General features: G+C 38.0%; 20 protein-coding genes and 2 pseudogenes. 9 read left to right on the top strand and 13 right to left on the bottom strand.

Annotation, left to right across the window (positions count from 1 at the left end):
- Positions 1-65 precede the first annotated feature (65 nt).
- Positions 66-425 (bottom strand): PBECR3 domain-containing polyvalent protein, encoded by a 360-nt coding sequence (locus tag SPPN_RS04560; protein WP_007284914.1) that lies wholly within the window; start codon positions 423-425, stop codon positions 66-68.
- 162 nt (positions 426-587) lie between these two features.
- On the opposite strand from SPPN_RS04560, the gene SPPN_RS14200 reads away from it, so the two are divergent.
- Genes SPPN_RS14200 through SPPN_RS04545 form a run of 3 tightly spaced genes read left to right on the top strand, consistent with a single transcriptional unit; the run spans position 588 to position 2,437 of the window.
- On the top strand, positions 588-719 hold the full coding sequence (locus SPPN_RS14200) for an SPJ_0845 family protein (RefSeq protein ID WP_000268686.1): 132 nt from the start codon (positions 588-590) through the stop codon (positions 717-719).
- Entirely contained in the window at positions 720-1,625 is a 906-nt protein-coding gene (locus SPPN_RS04550; RefSeq protein ID WP_000123618.1) for a permease, read from the top strand.
- A complete protein-coding gene (locus SPPN_RS04545; RefSeq protein ID WP_000617844.1) occupies positions 1,622-2,437 on the top strand; it encodes a TIGR03943 family putative permease subunit in 816 nt (271 codons plus the stop codon). Before SPPN_RS04550 ends, SPPN_RS04545 begins: the two co-directional genes overlap by 4 nt.
- 129 nt (positions 2,438-2,566) lie before the next feature.
- Here SPPN_RS04545 and SPPN_RS04540 read toward each other — a convergent pair whose 3' ends face one another.
- From SPPN_RS04540 to SPPN_RS04525, 4 genes are all read right to left on the bottom strand, one after another.
- A complete protein-coding gene (locus tag SPPN_RS04540; protein ID WP_000759788.1) occupies positions 2,567-3,283 on the bottom strand; it encodes an alpha/beta hydrolase in 717 nt (238 codons plus the stop codon).
- 3 nt (positions 3,284-3,286) lie between these two features.
- A complete protein-coding gene (locus SPPN_RS04535) occupies positions 3,287-3,598 on the bottom strand; it encodes an HAD family hydrolase (RefSeq protein ID WP_000420552.1) in 312 nt (103 codons plus the stop codon).
- Between the two features lie 112 nt (positions 3,599-3,710).
- Positions 3,711-3,890 (bottom strand): hypothetical protein, encoded by a 180-nt coding sequence (locus tag SPPN_RS04530; RefSeq protein ID WP_000216060.1) that lies wholly within the window; start codon positions 3,888-3,890, stop codon positions 3,711-3,713.
- 12 nt (positions 3,891-3,902) lie between these two features.
- The gene (locus SPPN_RS04525; RefSeq protein WP_000749590.1) at positions 3,903-4,775 is read right to left on the bottom strand and encodes a DUF4300 family protein; all 873 of its coding nucleotides are present in this window, start codon (positions 4,773-4,775) and stop codon (positions 3,903-3,905) included.
- A 672-nt stretch (positions 4,776-5,447) separates the two neighbouring features.
- Between SPPN_RS04525 and SPPN_RS04520 the strand changes: the two genes are divergently transcribed.
- From SPPN_RS04520 to SPPN_RS13585, 4 genes and pseudogenes are all read left to right on the top strand, one after another.
- Positions 5,448-5,642 (top strand): S24 family peptidase, encoded by a 195-nt coding sequence (locus tag SPPN_RS04520; protein ID WP_001150162.1) that lies wholly within the window; start codon positions 5,448-5,450, stop codon positions 5,640-5,642.
- 282 nt (positions 5,643-5,924) lie between these two features.
- Positions 5,925-6,191: a tyrosine-type recombinase/integrase gene (locus SPPN_RS11955; RefSeq protein WP_080564667.1), complete on the top strand. Its 267-nt coding sequence runs from the start codon at positions 5,925-5,927 to the stop codon at positions 6,189-6,191.
- Positions 6,192-6,267: 76 nt separating this feature from the next.
- Positions 6,268-6,525 (top strand): hypothetical protein, encoded by a 258-nt coding sequence (locus tag SPPN_RS13865; RefSeq protein WP_080564666.1) that lies wholly within the window; start codon positions 6,268-6,270, stop codon positions 6,523-6,525.
- 49 nt (positions 6,526-6,574) lie between these two features.
- Positions 6,575-7,841, top strand: a pseudogene (locus SPPN_RS13585) (transposase).
- 90 nt (positions 7,842-7,931) lie between these two features.
- Here the strand turns inward: SPPN_RS13585 and pyk are convergent.
- The 3 genes from pyk to SPPN_RS04485 all read right to left on the bottom strand — a co-directional run bounded on the left by pyk (position 7,932) and on the right by SPPN_RS04485 (position 13,687).
- Positions 7,932-9,437, bottom strand: coding sequence for a pyruvate kinase (gene pyk, locus SPPN_RS04495; protein WP_001042822.1), 1,506 nt, complete (start codon positions 9,435-9,437; stop codon positions 7,932-7,934).
- Positions 9,438-9,495: 58 nt separating this feature from the next.
- Entirely contained in the window at positions 9,496-10,503 is a 1,008-nt protein-coding gene (gene pfkA / locus SPPN_RS04490; protein ID WP_000820864.1) for a 6-phosphofructokinase, read from the bottom strand.
- Positions 10,504-10,585: 82 nt separating this feature from the next.
- On the bottom strand, positions 10,586-13,687 hold the full coding sequence (locus SPPN_RS04485) for a DNA polymerase III subunit alpha (RefSeq protein ID WP_000561497.1): 3,102 nt from the start codon (positions 13,685-13,687) through the stop codon (positions 10,586-10,588).
- Between the two features lie 345 nt (positions 13,688-14,032).
- Between SPPN_RS04485 and SPPN_RS04480 the strand changes: the two genes are divergently transcribed.
- Complete coding sequence (locus SPPN_RS04480; RefSeq protein WP_001212060.1) at positions 14,033-16,306, top strand: Xaa-Pro dipeptidyl-peptidase; 2,274 nt, start codon at positions 14,033-14,035, stop codon at positions 16,304-16,306.
- A 16-nt stretch (positions 16,307-16,322) separates the two neighbouring features.
- Entirely contained in the window at positions 16,323-16,793 is a 471-nt protein-coding gene (locus SPPN_RS04475; RefSeq protein ID WP_001043010.1) for an arginine repressor, read from the top strand.
- Positions 16,794-17,326: 533 nt separating this feature from the next.
- On the opposite strand, the gene SPPN_RS04470 is transcribed toward SPPN_RS04475, so the two are convergent.
- The 5 genes and pseudogenes from SPPN_RS04470 to SPPN_RS04450 form a co-directional block, all read right to left on the bottom strand.
- On the bottom strand, positions 17,327-20,677 hold the full coding sequence (locus SPPN_RS04470) for a DEAD/DEAH box helicase family protein (RefSeq protein WP_000526330.1): 3,351 nt from the start codon (positions 20,675-20,677) through the stop codon (positions 17,327-17,329).
- Positions 20,678-20,766: 89 nt separating this feature from the next.
- Positions 20,767-21,732, bottom strand: coding sequence for a site-specific tyrosine recombinase/integron integrase (gene xerA, locus SPPN_RS04465; protein WP_000444460.1), 966 nt, complete (start codon positions 21,730-21,732; stop codon positions 20,767-20,769).
- A gap of 117 nt (positions 21,733-21,849) precedes the next feature.
- Entirely contained in the window at positions 21,850-22,263 is a 414-nt protein-coding gene (locus SPPN_RS04460) for a type II toxin-antitoxin system death-on-curing family toxin (RefSeq protein WP_000158360.1), read from the bottom strand.
- Positions 22,260-22,496 (bottom strand): AbrB/MazE/SpoVT family DNA-binding domain-containing protein, encoded by a 237-nt coding sequence (locus SPPN_RS04455; protein ID WP_000260605.1) that lies wholly within the window; start codon positions 22,494-22,496, stop codon positions 22,260-22,262. The genes SPPN_RS04460 and SPPN_RS04455 overlap by 4 nt, the downstream gene beginning before the upstream one ends.
- Positions 22,497-22,624: 128 nt before the next feature.
- Positions 22,625-23,134: pseudogene (locus SPPN_RS04450) on the bottom strand (restriction endonuclease subunit S); the annotation flags it as partial.
- Between the last annotated feature and the right edge of the window lie 5 nt (positions 23,135-23,139).

Below are 23,139 nucleotides of genomic sequence, written 5' to 3'. Positions count from 1 at the left end.
TTTCATTATACTATGTTTTTTCTAATCTGTCAATAAATTTTCAGACAATTTAATGTTATGTTTTCTCAATCTACCAGACTTAATACGACTTTGTAACTTGTAATCTTGTAAACGATACATGGTCGGAACATAAAAGAAATCACCACTTTTATGTAACTTAATCGCAACTTAATCGCAACAAGAACATTATTATCAAATCTTTTTACATATTCAAAACTGGCGTCTTTCTCTCGTGGATTGATGCCGACGAAATCTGGGTTCCTTAGTATGAGTTCCAGGTCTTCAATATGATGAATCACATCATTGTGATGGCCTTTTATCATATGGCTTCTCAAACCGTCTTTGTTGACCTTTATGTCGCTCGCTTCAAGAACAATATCAAAAATTTCTTTTACTTCATCGGTAATCTGACCGATTTTTTTCATGATCCATAATTTCCTCCGTTATTCCACAACTATTATATCACAATCATAGTGTATATCAGGATATATCAAACTCTATTATTCGTTAGATACTCAATTTTAACTTTTCCCTTTTCCTCAAAATAATAGTATAATAGAGGTAGAATTTAGAATCGAGGTACACCTATGGCTGTAAAATTTACAAAACGAGACGACTTGGACAAGATGTTTGAAGAGTTTGCTAAACTCCCAGATTTGAAACAAGTCACTTTCCCTGATGACAAAGAGAAAAAAGCCAAAGCAGAAAAGAAAAGCTAGATGACTGCTTTCCAACAACTCCCATCTAGTGTACTTCAAACTGGAGCCATTTTTCTCTCCATTATCATTGAAGCCCTCCCCTTCGTTCTGATAGGAAGTATTGTCTCAGGGCTGATTGAGGTCTATATCACACCTGACAAGGTTTATCATTTTCTCCCTCGAAATCGTTGGGGAAGAATCTTTTTTGGCACCTTCGTTGGAATACTTTTCCCCTCTTGTGAATGTGGAATCGTCCCGATTATCAATCGTTTTCTGGAAAAGAAGGTTCCCAGTTACACGGCCGTTCCCTTTCTTGTGACAGCACCTGTTATCAATCCCATTGTTCTTTTTGCGACCTATTCTGCCTTTGGCAACTCCTTCCATGTCGCCCTATTACGAGCTCTGGGTTCCATTCTTGTGGCTGTAATACTAGGAATTTTTCTAGGATTTTTCTGGCAAGAACCGATTCAGAAAGAAAATCGTCTGACTTGTCATGAGCATGATTTTTCTTACTTGAGTTCTGCAAAAAAAGTTTTTCAGGTCTTTGTGCAGGCCATTGATGAATTTTTTGATACGGGGCGTTATTTGGTATTTGGCTGCCTCTTTGCTTCTATAATACAGGTCTACGTTCCGACTCGGATTCTGACCTCTATCAGTGCGACCCCTCTTTTTGCCATCCTGCTCTTGATGATTTTATCCTTTCTTCTTTCGCTCTGTAGTGAGGCGGATGCCTTTATAGGTGCTTCTCTTCTCTCGAGTTTCGGTTTGGCTCCAGTTCTGGCCTTTCTCGTCATTGGCCCAATGCTGGATATCAAAAATATTCTCATGATGAAAAATTACTTGAAAGCACGATTTATTAGTCACTTCATTACGATTGTGACTCTGGTCGTTTTAGCCTATTCTCTCTTGATTGGAGTCATCCTATGATTCGATTTTTAGTTTTAGCTGGCTATTTTGAACTGACTATTTACCTCCATCTGTCGGGCAAACTAAACCAGTACATCAACATGCACTATTCCTATCTGGCCTATATCTCCATGGTGCTTTCCTTTATCTTGGCAATTGTTCAATTGTATATCTGGATGAAGCAAGTCAAAACCCACAGTCATCTGAACAGCCGATTGGCCAAGATGACGAGTATTTCTCTTCTGGCTATTCCACTTGTCATCGGCTTAACTTTCCCAACTGTTAGCTTGGATTCTCAGACCGTTTCTGCTAAAGGTTATCATTTCCCCCTATCGGAAGGAACGGATCTAGCCATTCAGACAAGTGAAGGGACGACAAGCCAATATTTGAAACCAGACACCAGTTCTTATTTTTCAAAATCAGCCTATGAAAAGGAAATGCGAACGGCGGCGGATAAATACTTGTCCCAGGATAGCATTCAGATCACTAATGAAAACTATATGGAGGTCATGGAGGCTATCTACGACTATCCAGATGAGTTTGAGGGCAAGACAATCCAGTTTACAGGCTTTGTCTATAACGACCCCAGTCATGCCAATAGTCAATTTCTGTTCCGATTCGGCATTATCCACTGTATCGCAGATTCTGGTGTCTATGGATTGCTGACCAAGGGAAATACCCGGCAGTATGAAAACAACACTTGGATTACGGCCAAAGGAAAACTGCTCAATCACTACCATAAAGAACTCAAACAAAATCTCCCAACCTTGGAAATCGACAGCTTTACAAAAGTCGATAAACCAGAAAATCCCTATGTTTATCGAGCTTTTTAAGAAAATCAAGATAAAAACGAACAAGTTCTCTTCTGAATGACAGAAAAGAGCCTGTTCGTTTTTTTTGTTATATGAGAATTAGTGACTTGTAGATTTTCATCTTATACCATTTCAAGCCATACAAGCAACTCAGTGAGAATAAGAGAGCCACTCATTAATCATACTAGCGATTTTTTTGGGTGCTTGAGTATAAAGCTCATGGCCAACGTTTTCTAGAAAAATAGTATCAAAATAATCTGGTAATTCTTTTAGTGTTTCCTCTCTCCATGTAGCTTCATTAGGATAGCGAGGACTAATAAACAAGGTATCTCCCACTTCTCTCTTAAAAGCTTGTATTTTTCTCCGTAAGCGGAGTATCGCTTCTATATTTTCATAATTTATAGCCAACTCATATCTATTATACTCAGAATTCCAGTGATAGGACTGCCTTACGGCTTTCTCCATATTTTCTGACCAATGCTTTGCTTCAGATTTTTCTTTAGAAATAAGAAGAGCTAAGTCCGAAACAATTTGAGATTTGATATAATTTTTAGTTTCCTCTAACTCTGTATCTAAAGGTAAAATCTTATCTAAATCTAGATAGCCACCATCCAAAAGAATCAGTTTCTTCACTTCTTGAAGTTCCGATGCGAGATAACGAGCCAAATCTCCTCCAAGAGAATGGCCTATCAGACAGATAGATTCTTCCTCTTCTATCGATTTTTTAAACCATGATTTCAATTCTGTTTCATCTCGAAGATGTTTTTCATATGGATTTAGAAAATAAACCTGAGAATCTAGTTCTTGAAGAAGATCCTTGCTATGATAGACATTACTTCCCAAACCACCAATAAAATATTTTTTCATTCTCTACTTAATACTATGCTTATTCATCTTTTGTTCAAAGATAGTTGTGATAATCTGACGTAATTCTTCTCGTTCTTTTTCTGGAATCTCACCACTTGTTTGAGCTGCAGCGTAAAGCTCAGGGTGTTCGATTGAAATGCGTTTAATCGTACGTGTCGTAGCATGTTTTCTGACGAAAAACGGAATGCGCTTAATCAAGTCTTGTGGTACTAGTGCAAAAATCTTCTCAGCAGTTTCCTTGTCACTAATCTTAGACGTAGTCAGCCCCTTCTTAATCATTTCCTGTTCTTTTTCTGTAAAATCTTTTAATTCCATCTGATTAGTCCTCCTATTTTCTCTAAGTTAAATTATATAGCAATCTGGATAAAACTACAAATGGACTATCTGGAAATAGGTGCAATACTGTAAAGACGAGTCTGTTCTTTAATTATAAATCTTCCTCCTCAGTCACTTCCCATACTTCTGATTGATAGCCATTCCCATCAATATCGTATCTTTGGATATAGCCAATAAATGTTTCATTTTTTCGTGGTTTCTGGCTATTAACGATTGAAATAACCCACCAACTCATCAAAAATAGAAATAAAAGTCCTAGGATTACTGTCATATCATACCACCATTAAAGTTTAACCCACTTATCATTATCCATGATAAAAGGCTGAGCCAGTCCCTCGCCTGTATAATCCGCATACTTGGTGCCTAAATACTTGTAACAATCTTCCTTGCTGGCAAATTTAATCGCTTGGTAGGGCTCTTCGAAAGTCAATTTCTCTACAAATAAGAAACCATCATCAGCCGGTACTAAGACTCCAACGTGGCCTACAAACAGATACTCACCATCCAGATTGTCGTGCAAGACTACAGATAGCATTCGAGCTTTGTCGTTGAATTGAAATTGGGAGAAGAATGTTTCCATCTTTTCAGCGTGAACCTTGACATCCGTCGTTGCCTCAGTTGGAACTCTCGAAAATAGAATATCAAACTCTTCCTTATCTTGTGAATCAAAGACCTTCCCCTTATCAATCGCATCGTTATCTAGGAAAAGCAATTGATCATTCTTATCAAGTTTTGGAATGGTGACTGAATTTTTCAAAAGACAATAACTATTGATACGGCAGTTGGTTCCAACAAAATCACCCTTCTTTTGATTCCAGAGATGACTGATTTTTTCAACATCGTATTCTGTGTGAGTAAAGGAAGTGAAATCTCCTGATAAGCCAGTTGAGCCGACAATGGTATTGTAATCATTAACGAGATTAAAAAAGGCATCAACACTATTTGGATCCAAGTGAGCTGATAAGAGAGATTTGACCTCTTCTGTACTTACCTGATTGTTTAGGTTGGTGTATGAAGCTTTCCATGGAACTTTCGTTGAACTACTTTGCCTTTGACTCGTCCCATTCGAAGTTGTAGCATCTTGCTGACAAGCTGCCAAGCCTAAAAACAAAGCTGAACAGATTCCTAATATGGCTAATTTTCTTGATTTCTTCATCTTTTTCTCCTAAATGTCTTGGATTAAAGTTTCTTTAACTACTGATTTACAGATATTGATTACTTTCTCATTTAATATGCTCATCGTCTTTCCCTCCGATTTGTTTTTTTTTGTTATTTCCTTAAGCTTGATTTAATTATAATAGGCGTTTCGTGCTCTGTCAACAATTTTTTTACGAAAACACAACAAAGTTTTCATTTTCGTGGATTTCGCGTTATGCTTTACTTATAAAAACAGAAAGCGATTTCATTCGTAGATAAAGAAGAGATTGCGATTGTTAGAGGCTAAAAATAAAACAATACAGACTAGTAATGGTTGGACTCAATAAGAATTGGGTACTAAGATAGGTATAAGTAAAAACACCATTGGAAATTATGAAAAAAGGGTTAGGTCTACTAAGAAAAATACTATATTTGACTTAGCTAAAGTATTCAGTAGCTTGATTGATGCATCTTTCCTCCAGTTCAAAAGGATTCTCCTAGCGATATCCAATCTATCTACGACCAACGGGCATCACCCAGACAAGGTAAATTCCCGACCTATGCCGAGAGGCAACTGTATGAGAAGAAAAACGATGATAAACGAAGTATCGCAAAAATCATCAGACTGGACGACTACAGACAGACTACTTGCTCTCGTGTTAGGTAGTTTATCTCTGCAGGTAGCCGCTCGATGCAGGACGACAATTTAGATATGGAGTTTCCATTCTATGAGGATGAAATCCCAGACGACTACGACGCAATCGCTTATATCGTCAGCAAGTCCATGGAGCCAAAGATAAGAAACGGCAACTACCTATTTATCAAGAATCCCCCACAGATTGACTATAATACCATCGTCATCTTCCAAGTAGACGGTGCTAACTAGGTCAAGAAACTTCGCCAAGGCTACCTCAAAAAACTCAATCCCGAATACCCCGACATCCACCTAGACGAAAGCACCCATATTCGTACCATCGGGAAAGTTGTCAGGCTGTATAGGGAGAATTAAAAAAGGGGGAGAATGGCGATATAAAACAAACAGATTTTAAAAGATTCGAAAAACTTTGAAAAAGTTCATTCTACATTTCAAAAAAAGAATAAGTGACCTAAAGCAGATTATATTTTGTTAAACAATAGTGATATGTAAATTTAGAGAAAGGCATTTAAGATCACTTTTCAAAAGGCAAATACTAAACTAACGAAACCGATAAACCAGCCCCTTAGTTCCCATATTTTCAGGCACACACTCCTTAGTACACTAGCTGAGAAGAATATCCCATTAAAAGCTATAATGGTTAGAGTGGGACACAAAGACGCTAAAACAATAAATAACATCTACACTCACGTAAGTAAAATAATGGAGCAAGCTGCTTTGGAGGTTTTAAATACCATATCATTAAATCGAAAATATATCAGATCGAATCTAGACAAGTAGATTGCGATTGCTAAAACATTTGTAGAAATTCATTTGACTTTTCTAATCAATTTGTGCATATCTTATTTCATACTCAATGAAAATCAAAGAGCAAACTAGGAAGCTAGCCGCAGGTTGCTCAAAGCACTGCTTTGAGGTTGTAGATAGAACTGACGAAGTCAGCTCAAAGCACTGCTTTGAGGTTGTAGATGAAACTGACGAAGTCAGTAACCATACCTACGGTAAGGCGACGCTGACGTGGTTTGAAGAGATTTTCGAAGAGTATTACCTTCAAGAAGCTCCATTGATGCCCCACCACCGCGTCACAAATACCTACACTGACACAAAAAGGTGACATAGCCACCTTTTTGGGCTCTATAATATTTGTAGTGGGTAAATCCCCTATGGATATCATTAATAAGGATACATACAAGGAACTCATCGCCAAACTGGACTATGAAGCTCCATCTTGTCCTGAGTGCGGAAGTCAAATGAAGAAATATGACTTTCAAAAACCTTCTAAAATTCCTTATCTTGAAACGACTGGTATGCCTACTAGAATTCTCCTTAGAAAGCGTCGTTTCAAGTGCTATCATTGTTCTAAAATGATGGTCGCTGAAACTTCTATCGTCAAGAAAAATGACCAAATCCCTCGTATTATCAATCAAAAAATTGCGCAAAAGTTGATTGAAAAGACTTCTATGACCGATATTGCCCATCAGCTGGCCATTTCAACTTCAACTGTCATTCGAAAGCTCAATGACTTCCACTTTGAGTGTAATGTTAGAAATCTGCCTGAGATTATGTCTTGGGACGTTGAAACAGTCCGGGGAGTGACTGTTTCAATCGGGAGATGGAGATGAGCTTCATTACGCAAGATTTTAACAATCTCAATATCATCACTGTTCTTGAGGGAAGAACACAAGCTATCATTCGTAATCACTTTCTTAAGTATGATAGAGCTGTCCGATGTCGCGTCAAAATTATTACTATGGATATGTTTAGCCCTTATTATGCCTTGGCTAAACAGATTCGCTTTCAAATTTCTAGGCTCAGGCTGAAACAGTCTCCCAGACTGTTTCACTCCCGAATGCTAAAATCGTTCTAGATCGCTTTCATATTGTACAACATCTTAGCCGTGCTATGAGTCGTGTGCGTGTCCAAATCATGAACCAATTCGATAGAAAATCTCATGAATACAAGGCTATCAAGCGCTACTGGAAGCTCATTCAACAGGATAGTCGTAAATTGAGTGATAAACGTTTTTATCGCCCTACTTTTCGTATTCACTTGACCAATAAAGAGATTCTTGACAAGCTTTTGAGCTATTCAGAAGACTTGAAACACCACTATAATCTCTATCGGCTCTTACTTTTTCACTTCCAGAATAAAGAGCCTGACAAATTTTTCGGACTCATTGAGGACAATCTAAAGCAGGTTCATCCTCTTTTTCAGACTGTTTTTAAAACCTTCCTCAAGGATAAAGAAAAGATTGTCAACGCCCTTCAACTACACTATTCTAACGCCAAACTGGAAGCGACCAATAATCTCATCAAACTTATCAAGCGCAATGCCTTTGGTTTTCGAAACTTTGAAAACTTCAAAAAACGGATTTTTATCGTTCTGAATATCAAAAAAGAAAGGACAAAATTTGTCCTTTCTCGAGCTTAGCTGACTTCAACCCACTACAGTTGACAAAGAGCCAAAAAAAGCCTATCACACAAGCTCTAAAGCTGGATATGATAGGTTTTTATATTTTTCTTAACGTACTGTGCGGATACGCATTGTATTTGTACGAACAGCTTCTCCTACTGGTACACCAGCAACGATAACGATATCATCGCCTGACTCAACGAGACCTGCTTCTACCGCTTTACGTTCAGCGATTTCGAACATATCGTCAGTTGAAGATGGAGCATCTGTCAACATTGGGATAACACCCCAGTTCAACATCAATCCACGTTCTGTCAATTCATCAAATGTCAATGCTAAGATGTCAGCATTTGGACGGTATTTAGAAATCAAACGTGCAGTATGACCTGTCTTAGTAAGAGTTACAACCAATTTGATATCCATTGAGTTAGTAGCATCTTTAACAGCTGAAGCCATTACTTCTGTCTTAGAGTTACGTTCAAATGAATCTGAATCCAAACGTCCGTATTCATTAAGAAGAGTTTGAGCGTTCTTGTCTATTGTAGCCATTGTAGTTACTGACTCGAGTGGGTATTTACCGTTTGCAGACTCGCCTGACAGCATTGTAGCGTCAGTTCCGTCGATAACAGCGTTGAATACGTCTGATACTTCTGAACGAGTTGCACGTGGTTTTTCAGTCATTGTTTCAAGCATGTTTGTTGCAGTGATAACAACTTTACCTGCAGCATTGACTTTCTTGATAATCATTTTTTGGTAAACTGGAACCATTTCGAATGGTACTTCGATACCCATATCACCACGAGCGATCATGATACCATCAGCTGCTTCGATGATTTCATCCAAGTTATCGATACCTTGTTGATTTTCGATTTTAGCGAACAATTGAACATGCCCGTTTCCAGTTTCTTCACAGATTGCACGAACTTCGTTCACGTCTTTTGCAGTACGTACGAATGAAATCGCAATAAAGTTGATACCTTGTTCAAGACCAAAGCGGATATCGTCGTTATCACGTTCAGCAAGGGCTGGGAAAGGAATTTTAGTGTTAGGAATATTCACACCTTTTTGTTTAGCGATGATACCATCGTTTTCAACTTCCACTTCAAATTCACGAGTTGCGTCATCTTTAGCAACCACACGAAGACCAAGTTTACCGTCGTCAACCAACACTTGACGACCAACTTCAACATCATCATAGATATCCAGAGCACCAGCAACGTTCAATGCAATCACTTCACGAGTTGATTTGATTCCTTGTTTAGTTGCAACACGGATTTTCTCACCAGTTTTGTATGAATACTCTTTAGCTTCACCTTCGAACAATTCTGTACGGATTTCTGGTCCTTTTGTATCAAGAAGGAAACCAACTTTTTTACCTGCAAGTTTTTCAGCAAGTTTAACAGTTGCCATACGCTCACCTTGTTCTTGGTGGTCACCGTGTGAGAAGTTGAAACGGAATGTGTTAGCACCAGCTTCAATCAATTGAGCAATGTTTTTAGCTGAAGCTTCAACATCAAGTTTTTCACCCCAGTATCCGTCCTCACCGAATTTTTTACCACCACGGATTTCTACCGCAGGACCCAAAGTTGCAACGATTTTTACACGTTTGTTCATGATTTTTGTGACTCCTTTATAGATATGACCTTTTTGGTCTTATTAACTAAATTGTAAATTATGACAAGCTCTTATTCAAGCTAGATAGCTCAATATCGGCTTTGTGTGGGTTGTTAACTACAATCTTACCTTCTGCAGTAAGGCTAAACAATGCTCCTTCTTCTGCCGTTCCAAGAATTGGGTTTTCAACCATTTTCTCGTTACGGATACCAACCGCAACACCACCAATACCTTCTTTAAGAAGTTTAACAGCATGGGCACCCATACGTGACGCCAATACACGGTCACGCGCAGTTGGAGAACCACCACGTTGAATATGTCCAAGTTCTGTCACACGAAGGTCGCTTGTATCTCCAGCTTCTTTAAGTTTTTGACCAAATTCAGCTGCTGACATCACACCTTCAGCTAAGACGATGATATTGTGTTTTTTACCACACTCATAACCACATTTAATGCTTTCTACGATGTCTTCAATCTTGAATCCTTCCTCAGGAATGATGATTTCATCTGCACCAGTTGCAATACCAGCCCAAAGAGCGATATCACCAGCGTTACGTCCCATAACTTCAATAACAAAAGTACGACGGTGACTTGATGATGTATCACGAATCTTATCAATAGCATCCATAGCAGTTGTAACCGCTGTGTCAAAACCGATTGTAAAGTCAGTACCAACGATATCGTTATCGATTGTACCTGGAAGACCGATAGCAGGGAAACCATGCTCAGTCAAACGCATAGCGCCGTGGTAAGAACCGTCTCCACCGATAACAACTACACCTTCAATGCCGTGTTTTTTCAATTGCTCAATCCCTTTTAGTTGCCCTTCAAGTTGAGCGAACTCTGGGTAACGAGCTGAGTGAAGGAAAGTACCACCACGAGAAATGATGTCTCCTACTGAAGCTGCATCTAGGGGATGAATTTCACCGGCAACCATACCAGCATATCCGTCATAGATACCAAACACTTCCATTCCTTCTGAAATTGCTTGACGAACAACTGCACGGATAGCAGCGTTCATACCAGGGGCGTCTCCACCACTAGTCAAAACAGCAATACGTTTCATATTGGTTTATGCTCCTTTTTCTTTTAACAGTCTTCTTGATTATACCACATTTGATTTTAAAATTCTTCTATTTTCCGTATTTTTAGCGATAAATCGTTTTCATAACGATTTCATTCAATTTCTCCTCTAATTCATCAGATTTAACTACAAAATAATGGGGAGAAACGATGGTTTTCTGTTCCTCCTCATACCGGATGATGACTGGGATTGAGCCTTTAAATTGTTCTAAAATACGTGAAATTTCTTGATCCGATTCATGATTTTTCACCTGTATCCAAAAGCGTTCAGCAACTGCTTCTCTTATTTCTTGTGCAATCATTTGCAGACGGCCATCACGTGATTGTATTTTTCCTTTTATATAGTAGAAGGCTCCCTCTTTTATTTCCTGTCCAACCTGACGATATAAGTCTGAAAAGAGAGTGACGTCCAATTTTTTCTTACTATCATCTACCTGTAAGAAGGCCATATTTTCACCCTTTTTGGTACGAATCACTTTTATTTTCTGAACTTCAACCAAAATAATAGCATAGCTATTTTCTGACAAATTTCCGATTGGGGTAATTGGGTAAATAGCTTTACTTGCGATAGTTTGTAGTGGATGTTTGCTGACACCTATCCCTAAAAGCTCTTGTTCCATATAGAATTTTTCTTGTTCCGTCCAATCCTCCGATTCCTGCCAACTATAAATAGTATCTCCAAATAAACTTCCCAACTCTTTCACAAATTCAAATAGATTGGCTAAGTTATTAAATACTTTTTGACGATTTTTTTCAAATAAATCAAAAAGACCAACTTTTACCAAAGGTTCTAGCAGAGGTAGTTTCAGATAATTCTCAGGTAATTTAGCTATAAAATCTTCAATGTTAGAATAGGGTCTATTTTCAATAATCCAGAGAGCTAAATCATTACTGACTCCCTTAATCGATTTCAATCCTAGATAGATGGACTTGTTGGCAATTTTATCGTGATAGGGAATGGTGTTGATGGACAGAGGAGCCACTTCAAAGCCTGCTTCAAGTGCATCTATTAAGTAATCACTGTTGGCAGAATTCAACATGACCTGATAAAAAATGGCTGGATAATGCGTTTTGAAATAAGCCAACTGGAAGGCCAAAGCTGAGTAAGCATAGGCATGTGACCTGTTAAAACCATAACCTGCAAACTTCTCCATGACATCAAAGACCTGCTCTGCTTTTTCCACAGTATGACCAGCTTCTAAGGAGCCTTGAATAAAGGAAGCTCTCATCTCATGCATGGCAGAAGCATCCTTTTTCCCCATAGCTCGACGCAAAATATCGGCCTTCCCAAGACTAAATCCAGCAAACCGCTGAGCTACCTGCATAACCTGCTCCTGATAGAGCATTATGCCGTAGGTTGGAGCCAAAATATCCTCCAGTACTGGATCCAGAACAGTCACTTCTTCCTGCCCATGCTTTCTTGCCACAAAATTATTGATATAGTCACTAGCACCTGGTCGATTTAGGGAAGTAGTTGCTACAACATCTTCAAAACAAACTGGTTGTACACGTTTTAGCAGGCGAATGGCACCAGGTTGCTCAAATTGAAAGATACCTTTTGTATTGCCAGAGGCAAATAAAGCTAACGTCTCTTTGTCTTCCAAATCTATTTCTTCAATTTTAAGGTGAATATCTTCTGTTTCAGCAAGCAATTCTTGCATTTTCTGGACAAAGGTCAAATTTCGCAGTCCCAGAAAGTCCATCTTCAAAAGTCCGCTAGCCTCAACACCATGAGCATCATACTGAGTCAGTGGAATTTCATCACCATGTTTCAGAGGGATGTAGTTGGTCAAATCTTGGTCACTAATCACAACACCAGCCGCATGGACGGAGGTTTGTCTTGGATAGCCCTCTATCTTGCAAGCAATGTCAAAGGCTTTTTGGTATTCTAACTTACTATTGATTTGCTGACGAAACTGGAGATTACCCTCATAAGCTGACTTAAGATTATCACGAAAACTGATTTTTTTAGTAATTGCGGATAATTCATACTCGGGTACACCAAAGCGTTTCAAGACATCACGCAGAGCTTGCTTGGCTCCAAAGGTTGAAAAAGTAACGATTTGAGCCGCATGTTTACTACCATATTTATTACCAACATATCTGATAAAATCTGGACGATAAATATCAGGAATATCAATATCAATATCAGGCATGGTATAGCGTTCACGATTGAGAAAGCGTTCAAAAATCAGATTTTTCTCTACCGGGTCAATCCCTGTAATATCCAAGGCATAGGAAACCAAGCTACCTACTGCAGAACCCCGTCCCATCCCCATATAATAACCATTCGAACGTCCAAAACGCAGCAAATCCCAGACAACCAAGAAATAATCATCAAAGCCCATATCATGAATAACAGCCAATTCTTGGTCTAGTCGATCTTGATATTCTTTACTAGACAATCCCTTCTGGGCAAGCCCAAGCTCAGCGCGTTCTCTCAACTCTTCTACTGCTGGTCTAGCTGGGTTAAAACGAGGCAGTTTCAAACTAGTATCCAAATCGTAAGAAATACCTGAAATAAGCTTTTCTAAGTTTTCCAAGGCTTGAGGAAAACGTTCTTGGAACAATTTCTCTAAAGAACTTGCTGATATAAGGACATCTTGTCGTGACCGCAAGGGAACTTCTCTAAGCGGTAGATTTTCTTTAATCGCTGTTAAGACTTGCAGAACTTCTCTATCCCTGCTTTCAAAGGCATCGACCCGATAAAGGGGCAAGATTGGATGATGAAATTCGCTTGTCAGTGTTTCTGGATAAACTCCGATATAATAATCACAGCCTAGATTTAGTGATTCAAGCTCTTCAAAATAAGGCACAATGACTGCAATATCCTCCAGGTACTGAGACAGGACTGACCAACTTTTCTCCCCCTGCATCTTGGCTGTTGAAAGCTTCATCAACTGCTGATAGCCTACACTAGATAGAGCTAAAAAGCGCAAATTCACATCTTTGTCATCTACAAGCACATTCATTTCAAGCCCTAACAAAGGATGAATGCCATATTTTTTTGTAACCTCTAGAAAGTCAAAAGCACCATAAAGATTGTCAACATCCATCATAGCCAAATGAGTGTAGCCGTATTCTTTAGCTGCTCTCACATACTTGTCAATCGAAATGACGCTCTCCATAAAACTATAGACTGTTTTTGTATCTAGTTGTGCGATCAATTTACACTTCTCCTCTATCCTTCTCACTATATTATACCATTTTCACATATAAAAGGCTTCTCTTGAGAAAAATTTCATCAGCTTACTAATTTATTTTTTATTCATTTGTGTTTTTGTCATTATTTTTTATATTTATACTATATTATATATAAAATAGAAAACATACAATATAAATCTCCTAGAATTTTTATATTATACCTATTATGTCTATTATTACACTGTTCTCTATATTAAGTTTAGCACTTTATTCATTTTTATTGGATTATTTCCTTTTACAGTTAACAATTCCCTTTCTGCTTTTTTTTTGATATAATAACCTTAACTATCATTCTATATGGAGGTTCTATGCGTTTTAATCAATATAGTTATATCACTTTCCCAAAAGAAAATATCTTATCTGAACTAAAAAAATATGGCTTTGATTTACAAAACACAGCCAATCCCAAGGAATTACTGGAAACTTTTTTACGTCGCTTTTTTTTCACTTATGAGAACACCGACTATCCACTCTCCTGCTTAGCTATAGATAAAGAAACTAACATATTAACTTTTTTCAAATCTGACAAAGACTTGACAGCAGATATTTTTTATACTGTTGCCTTTCAACTTTTAGGCTTTTCTTATTTGATTGACTTCGAAGACAGTGAAGCGTTTCGTAAAGAGACTGGATTTCCTATTGTATACGGTGACTTGATTGAAAATCTCTATCAGTTACTCAATACTCGCACCAAAAAAGGAAATACTCTTATCGACCAACTTGTCAGTGATGGTCTTATTCCAGAGGATAATGACTACCACTACTTTAACGGCAAGAGTTTGGCTACTTTTTCTAGCCATGATGTCATTCGTGAAGTCGTTTACGTTGAGTCTCGTGTCGATACTGACCAAAAAGGTCTACCAGACTTAGTCAAGGTCAGCATTATTCGTCCTCGTTTTGATGGAAAAATCCCTGCCATCATGACAGCCAGCCCTTATCATCAGGGAACAAATGACAAGGCAAGCGATAAGGCTCTCTACAAGATGGAGGCCGAGCTTGAGGTTAAACCTGCTCATAAGATTGAACTAGAGGAACCTCAACTCAATCTCGTCCAATCTCAAGGCCAAGCTGAACTTGTGTCAGAAGCTGAGGAAAAGCTAAGTCACATCAACTCTAGCTATACACTCAACGACTACTTCCTCCCACGAGGTTTTGCCAATCTCTATGTTTCAGGTGTTGGTACCAAAGACTCTACTGGTTTCATGACTAATGGAGACTACCAGCAAATTGAGGCTTATAAAAATGTCATCGACTGGCTCAATGGTCGTTGCCGTGCCTTTACCGACCATACGCGCCAGCGTCAAGTCAAGGCTGACTGGTCAAATGGAAAAGTAGCCACAACTGGAATTTCTTATCTAGGTACCATGTCCAATGGTCTGGCGACTACAGGTGTCGATGGTTTAGAAGTCATCATTGCCGAGGCTGGAATTTCTTCATGGTACAACTACTACCGAGAAAACGGTCTGGTGACTAGCCCAGGTGGTTATCCAGGTGAGGACTTTGACTCCCTTGCTGAACTAACCTACTCTCGTAATCTCTTGGCTGGCGACTATATCCGTGGCAATGAAGCTCACCAAGCTGACTTAGAAAAAGTAAAAGAGCAACTGGATCGCAAGACCGGCGACTATAACCAGTTTTGGCATGATCGCAACTACCTGCTCAATGCCCATAAGGTAAAATCAGAGGTTGTCTTTACCCACGGTTCACAGGATTGGAATGTCAAACCACTTCATGTTTACCAGATGTTCCATGCCCTTCCTGCTCACATAAACAAGCATCTCTTTTTCCACAATGGCGCCCATGTGTACATGAACAACTGGCAGTCCATTGACTTCCGTGAATCCATGAATGCCTTATTAACCAAGAAATTATTGGGACAAGATACAGATTTTCAACTTCCGACCGTTATCTGGCAGGACAATACTGCTCCTCAGACTTGGTTATCTCTTGATAACTTTGGTGAGCAAGAAAACTTTGAAACCTTCTCACTCGGTCAAGAAGAACAGGTCATTCAAAACCAGTACTCAGATAAGGATTTTGAACGTTATGGTAAGACCTACCAGACCTTCAATACGGAACTCTATCAAGGGAAAACAAATCAAATTACTATTGACCTTCCTGTGACTAAGGATCTTCACTTGAACGGTCGTGCCCAACTTAATCTTCGTATCAAATCCAGTACAAATAAGGGGCTCTTATCTGCCCAACTGCTAGAATTTGGACAGAAGAAATACCTACAACCTTATCCAGCTATTATCAGTGCTAAAACCATTGATAATGGACGCTACCACATGTTGGAAAATCTCTGTGAATTACCATTTAGACCAAATGCACAACGAGTCATGACAAAAGGTTACCTTAATTTACAAAATAGAAATGATTTACTGTTAGTAGAGGATGTTACTGCAGATGAATGGATGGATGTGCAATTTGAACTGCAACCTACTATTTATAAGCTAAAAGAAGGAGATACTCTTCGTTTAGTCCTCTATACGACTGACTTTGAAATCACCATCCGTGACAATACCGACTACCACCTGACTGTCGACCTCTCTCAGTCCACGCTTACCATACCTTGCTAAAAGGAGTTACATTATTATGAATAAATCAGAACACCGCCACCAACTCATACGCGCTCTTGTCGCAAAAAACAAGATTCATACACAGGCTGAATTGCAGTCCCTTCTTGCTGAGAACGACATTCAAGTGACCCAGGCAACCCTCTCACGCGACATCAAAAATATGAACCTATCAAAAGTCCGCGAAGAAGATAACGCTTATTATGTTCTTAATAATGGTTCCATCTCAAAATGGGAAAAACGTTTGGAAAACTATATGGAAGATGCCCTCATCATGTTGCGACCTATTCAGCACCAAGTCCTACTCAAAACTCTTCCTGGTCTAGCACAATCGTTCGCTACAATTATTGATGCTCTTGATTTCCAATATATTATCGCAACCCTTTGTGGCGATGATGTCTGTCTCATCATCTGCGAAGATGCAGAAGCTGCTCAAAAGTGCTTTGAAGAACTGAAAAAATTCGCCCCACCATTTTTCTTTGAAGAATAATAAATGACTACAACTAACAATTATGCTTCAAAAAACCTGGTAGAAAGTCTTTAACATCAGAAAACGCATAATATCAAGTGTTTAAAACCCTTGATATTATGCGTTTTGCTTTATCCTAGGAAGATTTATACTCTTCAAAAATCTCTTCAATCCGCATTAACATCGCCTTGCCGTAGGTATGGTTACTGACTTCGTCAGTTTCATCTACAACCTCAAAACAGTGTTTTGAGCAGCCTGCGGCTAGTTTGCTCTTTGATTTTCACTGAGTATTACTTCATTTTCTCCTGCAATTGAATTCTTGCTCGGCTTTTTGTTTTCTATTTCTTTAAAATCAAAGTAGCTCTTTTGTTAATAACTCGATCAACAAACATCGTGGTACAAGTATCTACTTTGAAATTTATCAGCCACTTAACAACTGATACTGTATTCTAGGAAAACGATGACATTCTTCCTAATAAAACTTCTCATATATAACATAAATTTCTACTATTTTTAATTTTAAATGAGTCTCAGCATGGCAATCACTTTAGAATTTAAGCCACTTCTCCAGCTCGATTATTGATAAGTTCAATGGTTTGAACAATATTACGAAGTACTGGTAGTTGGTGTTGAAAGAGTAGCTGAACAGATCCATGAGATTTAAACGGCTCTTGCGTTAACACTTTCATCTCTAAGCAACCATTTTCTACAATGTAGTCTACAATCAATTTCACAAATGAAATCTGCCTAGCATTAAGATTCTCATCCGACAAAAATTTAGAAAAAATACGATTGGCAGACTCTCTATCTAAGCCAATAATCTCACGCACCAATCTCGGAATTGCCTTATTTTCATAATGATGTTGGTAGTCTGATTTGCTACCTAATTTTTCCCAGAGCAATTTTTCAAGTGCAAGCACATCATCAGATGTCAACTTTTCATTATGGTATAGCTTAGAAATGGACTCTTCATCCAGATGAGTTTTCAAGTAATGCTCAACTTTTTCATTGTAAGACCGAAGATCGTTGACCTGTAAAAATGCTGTGGTCTCGTGAACAGTGGAGAGTATACGGTCTTCAAAGTTAACATAGTAGGGTTTACGGTCTGTTTTATCCAAAAACTGTAATAAATCTCGAATAGCAAGACGAATTTTTTCCAAATCAGACAAGCTAACTTCTTTCCAAAATTCAGGCTCCTGTACTTTCCTGATAATTTCAGCCTGCTCAAAAACCTGCGGGATATTGCCAATGGCAGAAAGAGCTCGAGCCGTCTTCATCACTTGGGAAATATGGACAGTGGAAGATTTAGCTGTCAGTTGCCCCAACTGAATATGAAGCAACCACAAATCAAATCTCCTCGCCATCTCATCTTCTTTATCTTCATCAAATAGAAGCGGAGAGAGATTGTTTTGAATGGTTTCACTTGTAACAGCAGTTAGATTCTGCCAACTTTCCAATTTCCTATAGCTATAAACTGTATCTAAAACCATACGAACCCTGAAGTCCAACTCATTTAAGCTCTCTATACGACCTTGAAGTTCTGAGACAAGCTCCTGACGGTATGCTCTCGCAAACTGATCTTCTTGGTATTGGAGTCCCTGAAGTTCTCGAATCAAGTCCACTTTGATATTAAATAAACGCTGAGTCAACGAAACAATGTGACGACCCTCTCCATCTCTTGGATCTGCACGAAAATAATCAAAATTGTCCCCATAATCAAATACCAAGAAGTTTTCCTTATCCTGCTCAGGTCCAAATAAATCTTTACATAGACGGGTTCCTCGACCAATCATCTGCCAAAACTTAGTTTTAGAGCGTACTTTCTTGAAGAAGACTAAATTAACAACTTCTGGTACATCAATACCTGTATCTAACATATCGACAGAAATCGCAATTTGAGGATACTTCTCCTTAATTTTAAAATCATCAATCAAGGTCTGATAATGCTTAATACTATAATCAATCACCTGAGCATAGTCGCTCCCTTTTTCAGGATAGCGGTTGTTAAAAATACCTCTGATATATTCCGCATGGTCATGATTTTTAGCAAAAATAATAGTTTTACCAATTTCATCACCCGAGGCTGTCTGAATTCCTCTTGTCATGAGTTCATTTAAAACAATTTCTACTGTACTTTTATTGAAAATAAAAGAATTAAACACACTCCCATCAATATCTTTTTCACAGCTATCGTCTTCAAATTTGCTATCAAAATGTTCCTTTTCTTCTTCGGACAAATCATCATAATGTAGACCATCCGTAGGTAGTTTCAGTTTGGTTTCGATAGAATGATAGGCTACTAAATATCCGTCTTTAACAGCTTCTTCCAAATCATATGCATATGTTGGAACCCCATTCTCCAAATTAAAGAATCCATAGGTGTTTTTATCTAAATCTTGACGCGGAGTAGCGGTTAAGCCTACAATCCTTGCATCAAAATAATCAAAAATGGACTTGTATTTCTGATAAATAGAACGGTGAGATTCGTCAATTATGATAAGGTCAAAATGCCCAACAGTGAAAGGGCGTTGATTTACTTCTTCTTGACCACTAATCGCTCCAATCATAGTCGGATAAGTTGAAAAGACCATACGACTTGATTGAGCTCCTTCTTTATCTTCTAAGAAGTTACAAACGGAAAGATCTGGGAGTAATTTTCTAAACGAATCATAGGCTTGCTTAACCAAGGAAGTTCTATCGGCTAAGAAGAGAACGTTTTTTACCCAGTTATGACGTGATAAGGTATCAACTAGAGAAACTGCTGTACGAGTTTTCCCAGCCCCAGTTGCCATAACCAAAAGTGCCTGTCTACGATGATTAGAGAAAGCTTCACAAACGCTTGCAATCGCATGTTTTTGGTAGTGACGCCCGGAAATATCGTCTCTAATTTTACTAGAAATATCCTCAAGTGGTTTTTGAAGATGACGTCTATCCATCACTAATTGCAATTCTTCTTGAGAGTAAAAGCCTGCAATCTGGCGTCGGTTCGGACCATCAAGTATATAGTGCTTCAACCCATTTGTAATAAAGCAAATTGGCTGATAGCCGATATGTTTCTCCAGAGCTTCAGCATATTCTTTGACCTGTACTTCCCCTACTTCTGGATTGACAGAGGCTTTTTTAGCCTCTACAATCGCTAAAATTTTCCCATTTTTACCATAAAGTACATAGTCACAGTAACCAATTCCTGAACCGTGCTTCAGACCATCAACAGCTATCTCAACACGACAGTTTTCTTCAAATATCCATCCTGCTAGACGGAGATCGATATCAATAAAGAGTTTTCTTGTCTCTGCCTCAGATAATTGATCAATATGGAAAGGTACATCTTGCCGTTGCGCTGCAGTCTCACGTTTTTCAGTATAAGTCTCTTGAACTTCTACGGACTGAGCAGCCATCTGTTCATGAAAATCAGGCAGTTCTGGTAAACTGTCTTGTAACTTTATCATAGATTGTGGAGTTTCTCGGTATTTGATGTTTGCTGAAAGTGGTAAGCACTTCTCATCAAAATAACGCTCCACAAACTCATTGCTGTAACAATAATCGATAAAATTAACAAACTGATACAAATGATGCAAAGCTAAAATCGCTTCTCGTTCCTTAATTTCACCACCATGAGCAGCATGGTTTCCCCACCGAATCAACAGAACTATCTGCTTGTGGAGTTCAGAATCTACGATATCCCTAAAATCATCATCCCATACTAAAGAAGATAGAGTAGCACGATAGGGAGCTTCTAAATATGAATCGTGACTATATATCCAATGGACAGCCTGCTCTAAAGCACGACGCGCCATAAAGGCAGTAGCCACAGTTGATGTAGCAATCATATTCTCAGCTTCAATGCAAGGTTTTGAAAAAGATTCATATTCGTCATTTTTTAAAAGAAAGCTAAAATTTCCCATTTTTTTCTCACTTTAAACAAATAGTTTAGCTATATTATACTAAATTTCAAGCTATTTCTCCACACTTTTATAGCTATCTCACAAGCCTTTTAAGAGATGAATTTTTGGTGTGAATGCTTGACATTATTTTGATTGACCATGGCATAGGCCAGGGTTGTGTCAATCTTGCTATGACCTAGCAGTTTTTGGACTTGCTCGATAGGCATACCTTTATCAATTGCCTTAGTCGCTAAAGTTCTTCTGAACTTATGTGGGTGAACCTTTTGTATACCGAGTTTGTCTCCTAACTTTCTTAAGCGAATCTCTACACCAGCAATTCCAAGCCTCTGGACTTTTCCAACTAACGTTACAAAAAGAGCAGGGTGACTATCTTTTCTGTCGTTAAGATAGTTTCTTAAATGAATTTTCGTCCGAGCGTCAAAATATACTGGTCTCTCCTTCTTTCCTTTACCAAAGACAACACACTCTCTGTTTTCAAAATCAATATCTGAACGATTCAACTGTACAAGCTCCCCTACACGCATACCTGTCGATGCTAGTAGGTCTATTATTGCCAAATCTCTCAAATTTTCACAGTTATCGCGCATAATTTCCAAATGTTCATCAGTATAAGTTTCCTTCACATTTTGCTCAGTCTTAATTTTCTTTATCCGTCGAATGGGATTTTTAATGATATATTCCTCTTGCTCAAGCCAAGCAAAAAAAGAAGACAATATACGCCTAATATTGTCTAAATTCGCCTTACTACAATCCTTTTCAGACTGGTAATTTGCTAAATAACTCCTTAAATCATCTGTTGTGAGTTGTGTCACAGACTCTTTAATAGCATTAAACAAGTTTTCAATCGTCCTCTGGTAATAACGAATTGTTTTTGAGCTACAGCCCTCTACCTGTTTGGCAGTGATAAAGAGTTGCAACAGGTTATTATTCGAATACTTCTGCTGCTTTTTTCCGTCTACTAGATGATGTTCTAAACTCTCTCTCAACACTAGTAATTGTTCATTATTTAAAAGAGGTAACATTTCTTGCATGATAATTGTAACTTTTGATTCCATAATTTCTCACTTTCTTATTCATCAATAAAAAGAGACAATATCAGTTTCTGCATTACAGAATTCTAATATTGTCTGTTCATTTATTTTCTTGTGCTCATTCAAATCCAGCATACTAGGTTACTTTTTGACCTTTTCTCTAACAGAATGTTCAGAAACCCATTTGGAGTAGCTTATCATTTTTTCATCTGTTAAGGATTCTACTGCGATAGTTACACACATATTTACCGCTTCTTCAACCGTTACAGAAAAACGATAGCCATTTAATTGTAAAAATTTGACCAAAACGAAGAAAGCAGTTCGTTTATTAGCATTGGCAAAAACATGCTTCTTTATCAATTGGACAAATAGTATCGTTGCTTTATCAAAAATTGTTGGATAAAGAGGCTTCCCAAAGACAAATTGTTCTGGTAAGTTCACAATCATATTTAAGGCAGAAGGACTAACTGTTTGAATTTTCTCATTTGGAGAATACCGTTGAATTGCTAAAGCATTTATTTTTTCAATTTGCTTTTCTGTCAGATAGATTGTCATTTTTCCACCAAAGCTTTGAAAACATCGTCGTATTCGTCAAATATTTTATCTAAATTTAAGTCAAAGGCATCATCAGATACATAAGAAACCTGCTGCCCCAATTCTTCAGGAGTAAAGATAATCTCACCACTTGGTAACAATTTCGCTTCGTATTTTACACCACTTGGAATATTAAATTCACTTGGAATCGTAATGGTGATTGAATTTCCTTGTTTTCTTGTTTTTACTACCATCTGATTTCCTCCTTTGTTGTATTATAACAAATCATTACCGTAATTACAATGGCAGAATATCAGCCAAAATACTCCTGCATCAGAGATTTCTTCAAAATTTCAAGTTCTTCCAGAGATTTTTGGATTGCCACGAGCAAGTTTAGTTCATCTAACTGCAATTTTCTTTTAGTAATAAGCCTTTTAATCGTATTAAGAATACAGATAATGTTCTCTTGTTCCTCGATACCTAGCAATTCTAATTGTAAATCAAGTAATATATTCTTGTTTAAATGAGGAATTGTTGCCCCTGTTGAATGATCTCGTAAATACTGCGATTTACTTTCCAAAAAGACTCCCAAGTAATCTGATATAATTTTTTCTTTGTATCGCTCATTCTTTTTTAAGACCGTAATTGTACTACCAACAGCTCCCGATAACCCACAACCAATTGTTCCTGCATTAGCACCATCCCATGCTATCAGAATATCATCTGGGAGTGCTTCAGTCATATTTAAACTTTCAGTGAATTTTAAATTATTATTATTTCTTAAATCATCTATTTGAATATAACGTTGGCTTAGAGTTGTTTGTTCAGCAAGTACAGTGGCTTTCTTGCCTTTTTTTAGAGATAAGACTTCCCCCAACTTCACTTTTTTCATACAGC

This window comes from Streptococcus pseudopneumoniae IS7493 (assembly GCF_000221985.1).
Taxonomy (GTDB): Bacteria; Bacillota; Bacilli; order Lactobacillales; family Streptococcaceae; genus Streptococcus; species Streptococcus pseudopneumoniae.
The sequence above is the reverse complement of the archived record's forward strand: the minus strand, read 5'-3'. Positions and strand labels throughout refer to the sequence as shown.